Origin of the sequence: Streptococcus sp. HMSC074F05 (assembly GCF_001808725.1) — a bacterium.
GTDB classification, from domain to species: domain Bacteria; phylum Bacillota; class Bacilli; order Lactobacillales; family Streptococcaceae; genus Streptococcus; species Streptococcus parasanguinis_I.
The window spans coordinates 147,742-162,287 of the sequence record NZ_KV794409.1 but is presented as its reverse complement, the minus strand read 5'-3'; the positions used below and the strand labels follow the sequence as shown (position 1 = coordinate 162,287).

The window sequence follows — 14,546 nt, the reverse complement described above, 5'->3', positions numbered from 1 at the left end:
CTTATGGATTTCAATTTTATTAGTAAAGCATTTCTAGCCACCTTGGGTGGTGTTCCAGTGACCCTTCTGATCATGGTCGTATCGATTCTCTTGAGTTTCCTTCCAGCCCTCTTTTTGGCGCTCGGTCAGATCTATAAGGTCAAAGGGGTTCGCAGTTTCTCAGTGATTTACTTAGCTTTTATCCGCGCGACACCTCCGATTCTCTTGATTCTCTTCTTTTATAGTCTCTTTCCCAGCCTCTTAAATAGCTTTTTTAAGAGTATTGGCAGTCACTTTAATGTCTTTGAGATCAATCCCATTTACTATGCCTTTATCATCTTTAGCTTGATGACAACAGGGAGCCTGGCTGAAATTCTACGGTCAGCCATTCTGACGGTGGATAAGGGCCAGCTAGAAGCAGCGCAAGCCATTGGTTTGACAAATCGCCAAGCCTATATCCGCATTGTTTTTCCACAAGCCTTGCGTGCGGCCCTGCCCAATCTGTGTAATCTGGTTATCAACTTGGTCAAAGGAACCTCCCTTGTCTTTGTCATGACCATCAAGGATATCACCGCCATTGCCAAGGTCGAAGCCTCTTATGGCTATCAATATTTTGAATCCTATCTAGTGATTTTTATTCTTTATATTGTCATTTGTGGGGTGATTCAGTGGGGATTCAACCTCTTAGAAAAACGCCTGACACTCGCATAGAAGAAGGAGAAATAAGAAGATGTTAGAAGTAGAACACGTATCGAAAAAATTTAAGGACCACCAGGTCTTGGTAGATGTTAATCTCAAGGTCAACCAAGGGGATGTGGTCGTTATTTTGGGGCCATCTGGATCAGGAAAAACAACCTTCCTTCGCTGCCTCAATCACTTGGAAAAGGCAGATACAGGTCACCTCACCCTAGGTGGAAAAGAGTATGACCTCTCAAAACTCAGCAAAAAAGAGATTCTAGAAATCCGGCAAAAGACAGCCTTTGTCTTCCAGCATTACAATCTCTTTGCCAACAAAACAGCGCTTGAAAATATCTTAGAAGGCCTGGTTGTGGCCCGTAAGATTCCAAAAGAAGAAGCCATCCAACGGGCAGAATCAGCCCTTGAAAAAGTTGGTCTCCTCGCTTATAAGGATTACTATCCTTCTCAATTGTCAGGTGGCCAGCAGCAACGGATCGGAATCGCGCGTGCCATCGCAGTGAAACCAGATGTGATCTTGCTAGACGAGCCGACTTCAGCGCTAGACCCAGAGTTGGTCGGTGATGTATTAGATGTCATGAAGCAACTGGCCCAAGAAGGAGTGACCATGGTTGTGGTGACGCATGAGATGGGCTTTGCGCGTGATGTGGCCAACCACGTTATCTTTATGGATGGCGGACACATCATCGAAGAAAACGAACCGCATGAATTCTTCAACAGTCCAAAAGAAGAACGAACCAAACAATTCCTCTCACGGATTTTATCCGACGCCACTTATAGCGTTGAATACATGATTTAACAGGAGACACACCCAGTAAGGGTGTGTTTTTTAGGATCTGGAAAAAATTTTTAAAAATTGGGTCATTTTTTAAAAATCATTACGAATAATATAAGTGAGAGGGAAATATGACTGATAAAAAACAACGATTTGTACTACTATTCTTACTGACTTTGTTTCTAGGAGGTTGCAGTCTTTTTACGGATAAAGCTGCTGAGAGAAGGGAAATGATTCAGATCGCAGAGAGTACGAAAATGGAGCGAGCGATAAAACACTTGTTAATCAGTATCGATCCGAAAGCTTTCACTTCAGAAGGAATCATTCACTCCTATACCCTGATAAAAGGTGAATTGGAATACAATCCAATGGGAGGGATGAATGTCACTCTCGTTATCAATGGCGATAAAAAGTTAACGATCGATACGACTGTTCAAATGGAAGATTCAGGACAGTTCGAAGCAGGTAGTTACGGTATTTCAGCAAAATTAAGTGATCTGTTAAGTAAAGCAGAAGAGACTGGGAAATAAACTCATTTAGATAAATACCCCTAATATAGGAAAATAGAAATATTTCTGGATCAAAGCTGGTATGTTACATTAATAGCTAGTGCTTGTAACGATTTGGCAACATTTTTTAACAAAAGTAACATTTCAGGTATGAATAGAATTTTGTATAATAAATTCTAAGAAACCTGAAGAAAGAATGGGAAGAAGATGAAAAAAAGTAAATTTATTGTGTTGATAATGGTAGTATTTAGCCTGAGCTTAGGAGGCTGTAGCTTTTTTAATGGACAATCTGCCAAGAAACAAGAAATGATTCAAATCGCAGAGAGTAAGAAGATGAAAGTAGCGATTGAAGAATATCTAAAAAACCTGGACCCGGAAGCACTGACTCCAAATGGGAAAATAAAGACTTATAGGATTTTAAAAGATAAATTGAAATATAATCCAATGGAAGGGATTAATATTGAGATTGTTATTAATAATGATGATAAGTTGATTGTTGATATGGTAGTAATAGAAAAGGAATCAGGATTATATCATGTTGCGGCATCCAGTACACCTACAGAGTTGGACGAACTTTTAGAAGGGAAAAATTATGGACAATAATTCAATAGATTCAGATTATCTACATAAGGAGGTGGCTTTATTAGAATATGTTCCATCAGAAATTGGGAAAAAGCAAACTATTGAAAATGGAAAATATTATATAGGCCATACCGCTCACATCTATGATAATGTAAATGACAATGAGGAGCAGGTCTTCGTTCTTACTAACAATGGTCAAGGTGAAAAACAAAAAGCAGTCCCCTATACTGCTTCAGATGATGCGCGCGCCCAGATCCATGACGTGACAGTTTTGATGAAGGGATCTGAAACTGAAATAAGTACACAAAAATTACTCCATGATACGTTTACGGATTGGGTAAAGACAGATTTGCCGGCAGCTTCCAATATTTTGAACCCTGGTGGTGCGAGCGAGTATGCAACAGAATATGCGAAGAATTATGCGCGAAATAAGGCTAAAGATGGTTTTAACAATGCTGTAGAAGCTCTTGAAGATGCAATTATTCCTACATCAGTTAATCTTCCACCGGAGGCCACTCCCGTTGGCAGGTTCATACAAAAAGCGATGGACAATCCTTTCAGCAATTTCGTACAGGAAAAAGCATCAGATATGGTCGGATTTTTTGCAGAAAGGACAGCCGAAGAACAGGTTAGATTTCCTACTTTAATAGGAGCTGCTTTTTTAAAAAAATACAATGACGAAAACGGTACTTTCCCACCTCCGCAATTTAAAGATGCTGCAGCTCATTTGAAAGAGGTGATCCGAAAATACCCCAATGCCAAGATTGATCTATATGGTCACTCTCTGGGATCTATGAATATTCAGTATGCTCTTGCCTGTTTGACGGAAGAGGAAGCTTCTCATATTGGGACCGTCCATCTATACAATGGTCCTAATGCCTACTCCATCTTAACACCAGAGCAAAAAGCGCGTATAGATGCGCTGAAGTATAAGATCTACAACCACATTGACCATAAAGATTTGGTTAGTTTGGGCTATCCAGATTCTGGAAGCAAGGGTGCCAGTGGGATTGTTAAGCACCTCAAAACGAAGAATTTGAAAAATATTGGCCTGCAACACATGATGCATGGTTATATCTATGATAAGGATGGGAATTTGGTTCTTGAAAAGGGAACGGAAGCCATCACTCGGAAGGAAATCATTGAAGAGCGGATGAAGGTTTACTATCGCCTAAAGGATAAATTACAAAAAACAGGTGGTGGACTGAGTTCAAGTGAACAAATCTATCTCGATGCTTTGCAGGCGCGCTTGGCTTCTGATGAGCTGATTCGAGTAGTGGATGAAGGGCTGGAGCAAGCTCAGAAATCTAAGTCACAACTGGATGCGGATTTAGAAGCTTTGGAGAAAGTCTTACAGACCGTTCCGAAAGGCTTCATTCTCAATCTTGCGGAAGTAGAAGAGGCCTATGCACAGGCTGGTGCGACAAGGCAAACAGTTGTCACTGAAGTAAGAGAAAGATTCGACAATCGTTTGGCTGCATATCAGTCCTTATCGAATGAATTCCATGCTTTAAACGAGCAAGTGAATGCAGGAATTGAGCTCTTAAAAGCAAAAGATCAAGAAATTGCAGGAGAAATGAATCAATGGGAACAACTAGCTTATTAATGTCATCTACTCCTTCGAAAAGGGAAAAGCAACTAGATCACTTGGAAAGAGAATTTCAAAAAGCGCGCTTGGAGCTAGATGAAAAGCGTTGCTTAGTAGAAAGAAAACAGCAGCTCTTCACCCAGATGCTGGAAGAAGAGTATGCGATGGCAGCTTCCTTTTTACAAAAGCAGGAGGTTGATGTCAGTTGTGCATGGGAGTCCCTCCATCGCTGTATAGAAGAGTATGATCTCGAAGCTAGAGATGCAGCGCAAGTAGCCATAAAACAGATCGACACTGAAGAAGAGAATTTATGGCAATCCTACCGTAAAGAGAGATGCCAGTTGGAAGAGGAAATTGCACAAGATAAAGTTTCATAGTATAGAAGAGGAGGAAGTATGGGTGATAGTCCTGTCAAAGATTTCTTTGATTTAGATATGAAAGATAAGATGAGGATCATCGAAAGCAGAAAGAAACTTGAAAAAGAATTAATACGGGTTGTCTATGCCCCCATTTTATTGACCTGTAAGGCAGGAGTCGAGAAACGCTTCAATGATGAATTGACTGCGATTGCAACAGTAGCTGAAGAAGACGTCCAAGTAGTCGGAAAGCAACTGGACCAATCCATGGTGGGGCAATTTGCTAAAAATGTACAGACGGCTATTCAAGAAAACGCTGGGGAATTTAAATCTATCTAGCCAAGAACTTCTATAAAATGTGGAATCTGGAATGACATCCAGATTTTTTTATGAATTTTAAAAAATTATGTAAAAAAGTGTTGACAAAGAAATCAGTCTGCGTTATAATAATTTATGTAAACAAAAAGAGGTTGGAAAATCTCAAGAGTTTACAAGATCAATAGTGGAAAGGAGATGGTAATATGCTATTTCCAGAATTAAGACAACTAATTGATAAAAGGGAAAATAGAAACTGTTAGCCTGTAGGGCTATTATTAAATCAATGAATTAAAATTATGTAAAAAACCAAACAGCAGCCAATTGGTCTGCTAATTTTCAAGAATGAATTAAAATTATGTAAAACGAGGTAACAACTATGAACAACAACTTTAACAATATGGATGATCTTTTCAATCAACTAATGGGCAACATGGGTGGTTTTCGTTCTGAAAGCCGTCGCTACATGATTAATGGTCGTGAAGTGACACCAGAAGAATTCGCTATCTACCGTCAAACTGGTCAACTTCCAAATGAAGGAAGTGAGCAAGCGCAACACCATCAAGGTAAAGGAATGAAACAAGATGGGATCCTTGCAAAACTTGGTCGCAACTTGACCGAAGAAGCACGTGAAGGAAAATTGGATCCGGTTATCGGACGCAATAAAGAAATTCAAGAAACGGCTGAAATCTTGTCTCGTCGTACTAAGAACAACCCTGTCCTTGTAGGGGATGCCGGTGTTGGTAAAACAGCAGTTGTAGAAGGTTTGGCACAAGCTATTGTGAACGGGGACGTTCCAGCTGCCATCAAGAACAAAGAAGTCATCTCCATTGATATTTCTGGTCTTGAAGCAGGGACTCAATACCGTGGTAGCTTTGAAGAAAATATTCAAAATCTGATCCAAGAAGTCAAGGCGATGGGAAATGTCATTCTCTTCTTTGATGAAATCCATCAAATCCTTGGTGCAGGTAGCACAGGTGATGGTCAAGGATCTAAAGGTCTTGCGGATATCATCAAACCGGCTCTTTCACGTGGGGAATTGACAGTCATTGGTGCAACTACTCAAGATGAATACCGTAACACCATCTTGAAGAATGCGGCTCTTGCTCGTCGTTTCAATGAAGTGAAGGTTAATGCTCCATCAGCTGAAGATACGTTCAAGATTCTTCAAGGGATCCGTGATCTTTATGAAAAACACCACAATGTCATCTTGCCAGATGAAGTTTTGAAAGCAGCGGTTGATTATTCGATCCAATACATTCCACAACGTAGCTTGCCTGATAAGGCCATTGACTTGCTCGATGTAACAGCTGCTCACTTGGCAGCCCAACATCCAGTAACAGATGTTCATGCTGTGGAACATGAAATTGAAGAAGAAAAAACCAAACAAGAAGAAGCTGCGGCTAAAGAAGATTACGAAGCAGCTTTGAAAGCAAAAGTTCGTATCGAAGAACTTGAAAAGAAAATTGAAAACCATACAGAAGACCATAAGGTAACTGCAACAATCAACGATGTGGCTGAATCAGTAGAACGGATGACTGGTATTCCAGTGTCACAAATGGGTGCAACTGATATCGAACGTTTGAAAGATATGGGTCACCGTTTGCAAACCAAGGTTATCGGTCAAGACAAGGCTGTTGAAGCAGTGGCACGTGCTATCCGTCGGAACCGTGCAGGATTTGATGAAGGAAACCGCCCAATTGGGAGCTTCCTCTTTGTAGGTCCGACTGGTGTCGGTAAGACTGAGTTGGCTAAACAATTGGCTCTTGATATGTTCGGAACCAAAGATGCCATCATCCGTTTGGACATGTCAGAATACAGCGACCGTACAGCTGTTTCTAAATTGATTGGTACAACAGCTGGTTATGTTGGTTATGATGACAACAGCAATACTTTGACAGAACGTGTTCGCCGTAACCCATACTCAATCGTCCTTCTTGACGAAATTGAAAAGGCGGATCCTCAAGTGATCACCCTTCTCCTCCAAGTTTTGGACGATGGTCGTTTGACAGATGGTCAAGGGAATACGGTCAACTTCAAGAACACTGTAATTATCGCTACTTCAAACGCTGGATTTGGTTACGAAGCTAACTTGACAGAAGATGCGGATAAACCAGAACTCATGGATCGTTTGAAACCTTACTTCCGTCCAGAATTCTTGAACCGTTTCAACGCTGTCATTGAATTCTCACACTTGAGCAAGGAAGACCTTTCTAAGATTGTTGATTTGATGTTGGTAGATGTCAATAAGACCCTTTCTAAGAAAGAAATCGACTTGGCAGTGAGCGATGCAGCTAAAGAATACATGACTGAAGAAGGTTATGATGAAGTGATGGGTGTTCGTCCACTCCGTCGGGTAGTTGAACAACAAATCCGTGACAAAGTCACAGACTTCCACTTGGATAACTTGGATGCCAAACATCTCGAAGCAGACATGGAAGATGGTGTGCTTGTGATCAGAGAAAAAGACACAAAGAAGGAAGAAAACACTGATAAACAAGCAGATTAAGGCGAATTAGTTTGTGAAAAATAGAGACTGCTATAATATAGCGGTCTTTATTTTTTCTTCCCACCTGGGGGAAATTATTCGCCGTATAAGGCGAAAAAGACCCTATTTGGGGTGAAAAAACATCAATAATTAGTGAAATTAATCCAATTTGAGCAAAATTATTAATAAATAAAGAAAATAAGTATATAATCTATACAAGAATAAAATTTGAGGAATGGAAGTAAGATGAGCAATACAATTGATATCTACTCAACTCCCGAATACAGAAAAGTGGAAGCCGTTGTTCAACTGATGGTTGACGGTCGCTTGACGAGCTATCGTGTCGCAACTGAAACAAACATCAGCAAAATGAGCTTGGCGACTTTGACGAAGGGAACGAGTAAAATCAAAAATATTACCTATCAAACGGCTTTGGCCTTGATTGATTGGTATGATGAGAATCATGAAAAGTATGGCATTACGATTGACTAGTCAGTAGCCCACTTTTCGTGGTTTTTTTCTTTTTCATCAAAACTTGCCTCCTCTCTGAGACTGAGGTCTGATTTTGCTTGAAGAGGATGGGGAAACTTGAAAAGACGGGCGAAATTTGATATAGTATAGCATATATGAAAATTAAAGGAGAAACATATGCAAGGCGGAAGTTTGCTAATTATGCTCGTTCTTATGGTCGGTTTGATGTACTTCATGAGCCGTAGCCAAAAGAAACAGTACCAAAAACGGATGGAAAGTTTGAATAAACTTCAAAAAGGAAATGAAGTCATCACGATTGGTGGCTTGTACGGAACCATCGATGAAGTCGACACAGACCGCAAGACCGTTGTCTTGGATGTTGATGGTGTCTACCTGACCTTTGAATTGGGAGCGATCAAAACAGTTCTTCCTGTATCAGAAGGAATCTCAGCTACTGCGACAGAAGGTGCTAGCTCAGATGCTGATTCAGCCATCGAAGAATAATCATCAAAGAAGAGGCAAGGGCCTCTTTTTTGGTGGGCAAATAGGACGATGTGATGAAGGAAAGTCCTGCTGGTTCAAAAAAGAGGCCAGAGTCCCTATTTTATGGGGATTTATGGTATAATGAAGCGATAAATATTGAAATAGGTAGAAAAACATGTTTCGTTTTAAGAAAAAAGAAAAAATCGATATACCTTTAGAAGTCCCGAAACACATTGGGATCATTATGGATGGCAATGGTCGCTGGGCGAAAAAGCGGATGCAACCGCGCGTCTTCGGTCATAAGGCGGGGATGGAAGCTCTCCAAGAAGTGACGATTGCAGCAAAAAATATGGGGGTTCAGGTCTTGACTGTCTATGCCTTTTCTACGGAAAACTGGACACGCCCTGAAGATGAGGTCAAGTTCATCATGCACTTGCCGGTCGAGTTTTATGATCGTTTCGTCCCCGAATTGCATCGCAACAATGTCAAGATTCAAATGATCGGTGATACCAAGAAATTGCCAAAAGAAACGCTGGAGGCTTTGGAAAGAGCAGAAGCGATGACCCATCTCAATACAGGTTTGATCCTGAATTTCGCACTCAATTATGGTGGACGTGCTGAGATCACTCAGGCTGTGAAGCAGATCGCCCAAGAAGTCTTGGATGCGAAGTTCAGCCCAGAAGATATCACAGAAGAGATGATCGCAGATTCTCTCTATACCGAGAGTTTGCCACGTGTCCTAAGGGACCCGGATTTGATTATTCGTACCAGCGGAGAGATCCGTTTGAGTAATTTCCTTCCTTGGCAGGCTGCTTATAGTGAGTTGTATTTCACAGATGTGATGTGGCCAGATTTTGGAGAGGAAGCACTACGAAGTGCTGTAGTAGAATATAGCCATCGCCACCGGAGATTTGGCGGTGTTTAGGAGAAGATGATGACGAAAGATTTACAAAAACGTGTGATTTTTGGAGGAATTGCCCTGCTCTTTTTCATTCCAACAGTAATGGTTGGAGGGGTATTCTTTCAGATTGTGATTGGCTTGATCGCCATGCTAGGGGTTCATGAATTGCTCAAAATGAAGGGGCTTGAGACAGCGACCTTTGAAGGAGCGCTAGCCATGTTAGCGGCCTTTGTCCTGACTTTGCCGATCGAGGACTACCTCCCTTACCTTCCAGCAGATGGCAATATGATTGCTTATGGTTTGGTTGTCTTGATTCTCATGGGAACAACTGTTCTTGCTCAGAATTACAATTATGAAGATGTGGTCTATCCCATTGCGTCTAGCTTTTATGTTGGACTTGGTTTCCATTCCTTAGTAGATGCGCGAATTGCTGGTATTGACAAGGTCTTATTGGCCCTCTTTATTGTTTGGGCTACAGATTCAGGTGCTTATCTAGTAGGAAGTCGGTTTGGGAAACGCAAGCTCATGCCTGCGGTTTCTCCTAATAAAACGATTGAAGGCAGTCTTGGGGGAATCTTGTCTGCAGTTGCGGTAACTGTGATCTATATGATCGTGGATCGTTCTGTGGCGGGTGGACATGGTTTTCTTGCTATGATCTTCTTTACCATCCTCTTTAGTATCGCAGGTCAGTTTGGAGATCTGGTAGAGAGTGCGATTAAACGCCACTTCGGTGTGAAAGATTCTGGGAAATTTATTCCAGGACATGGTGGTGTTCTAGACCGCTTTGATAGTTTGATCTTTGTCTTTCCCTTGATGCATTTCTTGGGCTTGTTCTAAGACAGAAGAGATAGAAAGGAAACCACGTATAGAACGATGCAGTTTATTGCCTTTATTGTTATTTTTGGAGTGATCGTTCTCGTTCACGAGTTTGGTCATTTCTATTTTGCAAAAAAATCGGGCATCCTGGTGCGAGAATTCTCGATTGGGATGGGTCCCAAGATCTTTGCCCATATTGGTCAAGATGGAACAGCCTATACGATTCGCATTCTACCTTTAGGTGGCTATGTTCGTATGGCTGGCTGGGGTGAGGATACAACTGAGATTAAAACCGGAACGCCTGTTAGCTTGACGCTAAATGAGGCTGGCAAGGTCGTCCGGATCAATCTTTCAGGAAAGAATCTGGATCAGACAGCCCTTCCCATGAATGTTACCCAGTTTGACTTTGAAGACAAACTGGAAATTACGGGTTTGGTTCTCGATGAGACCAAGACTTATAGTGTTGATCATGATGCGACCATCGTTGAGGAAGATGGGACGGAAGTGCGGATTGCGCCGAGAGATGTTCAGTATCAGAATGCCAGCATTTGGGGACGGTTGATCACCAACTTTGCGGGTCCTATGAACAACTTTATCCTCAGTATTGTCGTTTACTCACTTCTAGCTTTTATGCGTGGTGGTGCGATTGACTACTACAGCAACAATGTTCAGGTGGCACCCGATGGGGCGCTGGCTAAGGTCGGTGTCAAAAGTACTGTTCAGATCCTTCAAGTCAACAACGATACCGTTAGCAACTGGGATGAGCTGACAGATGCTGTTGAGAAAGCAACTAAGGACAGCAAGACGGCTCCTGAATTGACCCTGAAAGTCAAAACAGACGGCCAAGAAAAAGAAGTCAAAGTGAAGCCAACCAAGTCAGGGAATCGTTACTATCTGGGTGTGACAAATGGCCTCAAGACAGGATTTGTGGATAAACTCTTGTCTGGTTTTACAGATACCTGGAATACAGCGACACGGATTCTGGGAGCTTTGAAAGATATCATTTTCCACTTTAGTCTCAATAAACTGGGTGGTCCGGTTGCCATCTACAATGCCAGCTCACAAGCTGCTCAATTAGGGATTCCGGCAGTCTTATCTCTTATGGCCATGCTCTCTATTAATATTGGGATCTTCAATCTAATCCCGATTCCAGCTTTGGATGGAGGAAAAATCTTGATCAATTTGATCGAGGTCGTCCGGAGAAAGCCACTGAAACAGGAAGTAGAAACCTATATGACGCTTGCAGGTGTAGCTGTAATGGTTATTTTGATGATTGCTGTCACCTGGAATGATATTATGAAATTATTTTTGAAATAGAAAAGGATATTGTCCATGAAACAAAGTAAAATGTTGATTCCAACGCTTCGCGAAATGCCAAGCGATGCCCAAGTCATTAGCCATGCTTTGATGTTGCGTGCAGGTTATGTTCGCCAAGTATCAGCTGGTGTCTATTCTTATCTGCCGTTAGCAAATCGAGTGATTGAAAAAGCAAAAGGCATCATGCGCCAAGAATTCGAAAAAATTGGAGCAGTTGAAATGCTTGCTCCAGCCCTTTTGAGTGCGGATCTCTGGCGTGAATCTGGTCGTTACGAAACTTACGGGGAAGACCTCTATAAGTTGAAAAACCGTGAAGGCTCTGACTTTATCTTAGGTCCGACTCACGAAGAAACCTTTACCGCTATTGTGCGCGACTCAGTAAAATCTTACAAACAATTGCCGTTGAATCTCTACCAAATTCAACCAAAATACCGCGATGAAAAACGCCCACGGAACGGTCTTCTGCGGACCCGTGAGTTCATCATGAAAGACGGTTATAGCTTCCATGCCAACTACGATAGCTTGGATGTCACTTATGATGAATACAAGGCAGCTTATGAGCGGATCTTCACCCGCAGTGGCATCGACTACAAAGCCATCATCGGTGATGGTGGTGCCATGGGCGGAAAAGATAGCCAAGAGTTTATGGCTGTTACACCTGCTCGTACAGACTTGGATCGTTGGGTTGTTTTAGACAAATCAGTAGCTTCCTTTGATGAAATTCCAGCAGAAGTCCAAGAAGAAATCAAAGCAGAATTGCTCAAATGGATGGTCTCTGGTGAAGATACCATTGCCTATTCAAGTGAATCCACCTATGCTGCCAACTTGGAAATGGCTACTAACGAATACAAGCCAAGTAACCGTGTTGTAGCGGAAGAAGAAGTGAAACGCGTGGAAACACCAGGTGTCAAATCGATTGATGAAGTAGCTGCATTCTTGAATGTTCCAGAAGAAGCTACTATCAAGACTTTGGTTTACATCGCAGATGGTGAGCCTGTTGTTGCCCTTCTCGTAGGTAATGATCAGCTCAATGAAGTGAAGTTGAAAAACCACCTCGGCGCAGACTTCTTTGAACCTGCAACCGAAGTGGAAGTGAAAGAATTATTAGGAGCTGATTTTGGCTCTCTCGGTCCAGTTGATCTTCCTGAAAATGTTAAGATTATCGCAGACCGCAAGGTCCAAGACAGCCGTAATGCAGTAGTCGGTGCCAATGAAACAGGCTACCACTTGACTGGTGTCAACCCAGGACGTGACTTTACTGCAGAATACGTCGATATCCGTGAAGTTCGTGAAGGCGAAATCTCACCAGATGGGAAAGGGTTCTTGAACTTTGCACGTGGGATCGAAATCGGTCACATTTTCAAACTCGGTACACGCTACTCCGCTAGCATGGGAGCAGATGTCTTGGACGAAAACGGTCGTGCAGTTCCGATCATCATGGGCTGCTACGGAATCGGTGTCAGCCGTCTTCTTTCAGCTGTTATGGAGCAACATGCACGCCTCTTTGTCAATAAGACTCCAAAAGGGGAATACCGTTACGCTTGGGGGATTAACTTCCCTAAAGAATTGGCGCCATTTGATGTGCATTTGATTCCAGTCAATGTCAAGGATGAAGCAAGCCTTGCTTTGACCGATCGGATCGAAGAAGCTTTGGTGAATAAAGGCTACGAAGTCTTGGTGGATGACCGAAATGAACGCGCTGGTGTCAAATTCAGCGATAGTGATTTGATTGGACTTCCAATCCGCGTAACAGTTGGTAAGAAAGCAGCTGAAGGCATCGTTGAAGTGAAAATCAAAGCGACAGGAGATACCATTGAAGTTCATGCGGACAATCTCCTTGAAACTCTTTCAATCTTGAACAAATAAGAAAAAGCTTTCTGAGCTCTCACCAGTGTGGTGATGAAACTCAGGAAGCTCTTTTTATTTTTCTTCTTTGAGGCCTTGATCTTTGAAATAGGTAAAGAGATCTTGAGGTTTGCCATTGAGGTATTTCTTGAACTCGGCTCTTTCTTCCTCCCCTTGATCCCCGTAGATGGAAGCAAACTCATCTTTCTTGATTTTTGAGAAGTCAGCTTGTAAGACCTTGGCATAGGATTGTTTATCTTTCGAAATTTGAATGCGGAAGCTAAGACCAGGCTTGCCATTTAAGCTTTTATAGATATCGCTATGTTCTAATTCTTCTTGGTAGATTTCCTTTAACTCGGAAAGATCCATGTCTTGCAAATCTGAGGAAATGGGTTCAAAACTAAGAAAAGTAAAAGAGACAATTTCATCTTTTTTGTAGCCGATTTGAATTTTGTTTTGGTGGTGATCGCCGAGGTCACTAACAAAGGTCTTGTTTTGGACTTGCTCCTTTTTGGTTTGAGTGGCCTCTTGCTTGGAAGAAGCGTTAGTAGTCCCTTTGCCTTGTTGGCCTTGGCTACAAGCGGTAAGAGCTAGTAGACAGACAGAGACAAGTAGAAATTTTTTCATATATACTCCTTATAGGTTAATGGTGTTCGATCTTGTATGAAACAAGTTTTGAACAGGTTTCATTATACCATAAAAGTTTTAAAAATGAAAAAATATACAAAAGTCATCGAAATTTGCTTTTAAAAACACCTAAAATCAACAACTTTTATCTATGTGTTGAGTTAATATAAAAGGACAGAGTGTCTTCTTTTCTTTCCAGAAATAATACTAGTTGGAGACTATTAGGGCAAGGAATTCAGGAAATATATTACGATTTTATGACAAAATGTTACACATCTGTAACAAAGTTACAATATTTTATCAGTTACCCCTCTAAACTTGACATTCTGGCAATATTTCATTAAGATACTTTTAAGTAAATAATACAAAAAGGGAGCAAAAGGTAAAATATACAGTTATCTGGCATTTTACTAATTCGTACTAAAATGTATTGTTTATGAAAAAAATATAAGGGTATCAGCCCAAAAGGAGAAACACATGGCTCAAATTAAATTAACTCCAGAAGACCTACGTCAATCAGCACAACGCTATGCACAAGGTTCTCAAGACATCGATCAAATCCTTACTACTTTGACTCATGAACAACAAGTCATCGACGCAAACTGGGATGGATCTGCATTTGATAGCTTTGAAGCACAATTCAACGAATTGTCTCCAAAAATCAAACAATTCGCTCAATTGTTGGAAGACATCAACGGTCAATTGATCAAAGTTGCTGATATCGTTGAACAAACTGACCAAGATATCGCTGCACAAATCCACTAAGATAGTCTTGGAGGTGATCTTACTTCTTGTAGG

16 protein-coding genes are annotated in these 14,546 nt (G+C 41.5%); 15 read left to right on the top strand and 1 reads right to left on the bottom strand.

The annotated features are described in order from the left end of the window. Positions 1–3 precede the first annotated feature (3 nt). The 14 genes from HMPREF2685_RS03055 to HMPREF2685_RS02990 all read left to right on the top strand — a co-directional run bounded on the left by HMPREF2685_RS03055 (position 4) and on the right by HMPREF2685_RS02990 (position 13,142). Positions 4–690, top strand: a complete 687-nt coding sequence (locus tag HMPREF2685_RS03055; protein WP_023919541.1) for an amino acid ABC transporter permease — start codon at positions 4–6, stop codon at positions 688–690. A gap of 19 nt (positions 691–709) precedes the next feature. Then, a complete protein-coding gene (locus HMPREF2685_RS03050; RefSeq protein ID WP_003016067.1) occupies positions 710–1,474 on the top strand; it encodes an amino acid ABC transporter ATP-binding protein in 765 nt (254 codons plus the stop codon). A gap of 107 nt (positions 1,475–1,581) precedes the next feature. Beyond that, positions 1,582–1,980 (top strand): DUF1310 family protein, encoded by a 399-nt coding sequence (locus HMPREF2685_RS03045; protein ID WP_045759050.1) that lies wholly within the window; start codon positions 1,582–1,584, stop codon positions 1,978–1,980. A gap of 186 nt (positions 1,981–2,166) precedes the next feature. After that, complete coding sequence (locus HMPREF2685_RS03040; RefSeq protein ID WP_070465194.1) at positions 2,167–2,562, top strand: DUF1310 family protein; 396 nt, start codon at positions 2,167–2,169, stop codon at positions 2,560–2,562. Next, the gene (locus HMPREF2685_RS03035) at positions 2,552–4,147 is read left to right on the top strand and encodes a lipase family protein (protein ID WP_070465191.1); all 1,596 of its coding nucleotides are present in this window, start codon (positions 2,552–2,554) and stop codon (positions 4,145–4,147) included. The genes HMPREF2685_RS03040 and HMPREF2685_RS03035 overlap by 11 nt, the downstream gene beginning before the upstream one ends. Then, complete coding sequence (locus tag HMPREF2685_RS03030) at positions 4,126–4,506, top strand: type III secretion protein (RefSeq protein WP_070465190.1); 381 nt, start codon at positions 4,126–4,128, stop codon at positions 4,504–4,506. Before HMPREF2685_RS03035 ends, HMPREF2685_RS03030 begins: the two co-directional genes overlap by 22 nt. An 18-nt stretch (positions 4,507–4,524) precedes the next feature. After that, a complete protein-coding gene (locus HMPREF2685_RS03025; protein WP_070465187.1) occupies positions 4,525–4,824 on the top strand; it encodes a hypothetical protein in 300 nt (99 codons plus the stop codon). A 355-nt stretch (positions 4,825–5,179) separates the two neighbouring features. Further along, positions 5,180–7,309, top strand: a complete 2,130-nt coding sequence (locus HMPREF2685_RS03020; RefSeq protein WP_070465186.1) for an AAA family ATPase — start codon at positions 5,180–5,182, stop codon at positions 7,307–7,309. A 225-nt stretch (positions 7,310–7,534) separates the two neighbouring features. Further along, positions 7,535–7,780, top strand: a complete 246-nt coding sequence (locus tag HMPREF2685_RS03015) for a hypothetical protein (protein WP_003009969.1) — start codon at positions 7,535–7,537, stop codon at positions 7,778–7,780. A gap of 156 nt (positions 7,781–7,936) precedes the next feature. Further along, entirely contained in the window at positions 7,937–8,263 is a 327-nt protein-coding gene (gene yajC / locus HMPREF2685_RS03010) for a preprotein translocase subunit YajC (RefSeq protein ID WP_003004444.1), read from the top strand. A gap of 154 nt (positions 8,264–8,417) precedes the next feature. Next, on the top strand, positions 8,418–9,167 hold the full coding sequence (locus HMPREF2685_RS03005; RefSeq protein WP_070465184.1) for an isoprenyl transferase: 750 nt from the start codon (positions 8,418–8,420) through the stop codon (positions 9,165–9,167). A 9-nt stretch (positions 9,168–9,176) separates the two neighbouring features. Then, positions 9,177–9,980: a phosphatidate cytidylyltransferase gene (locus HMPREF2685_RS03000; RefSeq protein ID WP_023919527.1), complete on the top strand. Its 804-nt coding sequence runs from the start codon at positions 9,177–9,179 to the stop codon at positions 9,978–9,980. Positions 9,981–10,016: 36 nt separating this feature from the next. After that, a complete protein-coding gene (rseP, locus tag HMPREF2685_RS02995; protein ID WP_049523159.1) occupies positions 10,017–11,276 on the top strand; it encodes an RIP metalloprotease RseP in 1,260 nt (419 codons plus the stop codon). A 15-nt stretch (positions 11,277–11,291) separates the two neighbouring features. Beyond that, positions 11,292–13,142: a proline--tRNA ligase gene (locus HMPREF2685_RS02990; protein ID WP_023919525.1), complete on the top strand. Its 1,851-nt coding sequence runs from the start codon at positions 11,292–11,294 to the stop codon at positions 13,140–13,142. Between the two features lie 54 nt (positions 13,143–13,196). Here the strand turns inward: HMPREF2685_RS02990 and HMPREF2685_RS02985 are convergent, their stop codons facing one another. Continuing rightward, complete coding sequence (locus tag HMPREF2685_RS02985; RefSeq protein WP_023919523.1) at positions 13,197–13,748, bottom strand: hypothetical protein; 552 nt, start codon at positions 13,746–13,748, stop codon at positions 13,197–13,199. Positions 13,749–14,225: 477 nt separating this feature from the next. On the opposite strand from HMPREF2685_RS02985, the gene HMPREF2685_RS02980 reads away from it, so the two are divergent. Beyond that, positions 14,226–14,513 carry a WXG100 family type VII secretion target gene (locus HMPREF2685_RS02980; RefSeq protein WP_049474440.1) on the top strand — a complete coding sequence of 96 codons (288 nt, stop codon included), beginning with the start codon at positions 14,226–14,228 and terminating at the stop codon, positions 14,511–14,513. Positions 14,514–14,546 lie beyond the last annotated feature (33 nt).

Excerpts from the sequence above, each read along its gene's own strand:
- HMPREF2685_RS03055 (WP_023919541.1), top strand. The coding sequence starts at position 4 with ATGGATTTCAATTTTATTAGTAAAGCATTTCTAGCCACCTTGGGTGGT.
- HMPREF2685_RS03000 (WP_023919527.1), top strand. The coding sequence starts at position 9,177 with ATGACGAAAGATTTACAAAAACGTGTGATTTTTGGAGGAATTGCCCTG.
- HMPREF2685_RS02980 (WP_049474440.1), top strand. The coding sequence starts at position 14,226 with ATGGCTCAAATTAAATTAACTCCAGAAGACCTACGTCAATCAGCACAA.
- HMPREF2685_RS03020 (WP_070465186.1), top strand. The coding sequence starts at position 5,180 with ATGAACAACAACTTTAACAATATGGATGATCTTTTCAATCAACTAATG.
- rseP (WP_049523159.1), top strand. The coding sequence starts at position 10,017 with ATGCAGTTTATTGCCTTTATTGTTATTTTTGGAGTGATCGTTCTCGTT.
- HMPREF2685_RS03005 (WP_070465184.1), top strand. The coding sequence starts at position 8,418 with ATGTTTCGTTTTAAGAAAAAAGAAAAAATCGATATACCTTTAGAAGTC.
- HMPREF2685_RS03040 (WP_070465194.1), top strand. The coding sequence starts at position 2,167 with ATGAAAAAAAGTAAATTTATTGTGTTGATAATGGTAGTATTTAGCCTG.
- HMPREF2685_RS03025 (WP_070465187.1), top strand. The coding sequence starts at position 4,525 with ATGGGTGATAGTCCTGTCAAAGATTTCTTTGATTTAGATATGAAAGAT.
- HMPREF2685_RS03015 (WP_003009969.1), top strand. The coding sequence starts at position 7,535 with ATGAGCAATACAATTGATATCTACTCAACTCCCGAATACAGAAAAGTG.
- yajC (WP_003004444.1), top strand. The coding sequence starts at position 7,937 with ATGCAAGGCGGAAGTTTGCTAATTATGCTCGTTCTTATGGTCGGTTTG.
- HMPREF2685_RS03050 (WP_003016067.1), top strand. The coding sequence starts at position 710 with ATGTTAGAAGTAGAACACGTATCGAAAAAATTTAAGGACCACCAGGTC.
- HMPREF2685_RS03035 (WP_070465191.1), top strand. The coding sequence starts at position 2,552 with ATGGACAATAATTCAATAGATTCAGATTATCTACATAAGGAGGTGGCT.
- HMPREF2685_RS03045 (WP_045759050.1), top strand. The coding sequence starts at position 1,582 with ATGACTGATAAAAAACAACGATTTGTACTACTATTCTTACTGACTTTG.
- HMPREF2685_RS03030 (WP_070465190.1), top strand. The coding sequence starts at position 4,126 with ATGGGAACAACTAGCTTATTAATGTCATCTACTCCTTCGAAAAGGGAA.
- HMPREF2685_RS02990 (WP_023919525.1), top strand. The coding sequence starts at position 11,292 with ATGAAACAAAGTAAAATGTTGATTCCAACGCTTCGCGAAATGCCAAGC.
- HMPREF2685_RS02985 (WP_023919523.1), bottom strand. The coding sequence starts at position 13,748 with ATGAAAAAATTTCTACTTGTCTCTGTCTGTCTACTAGCTCTTACCGCT.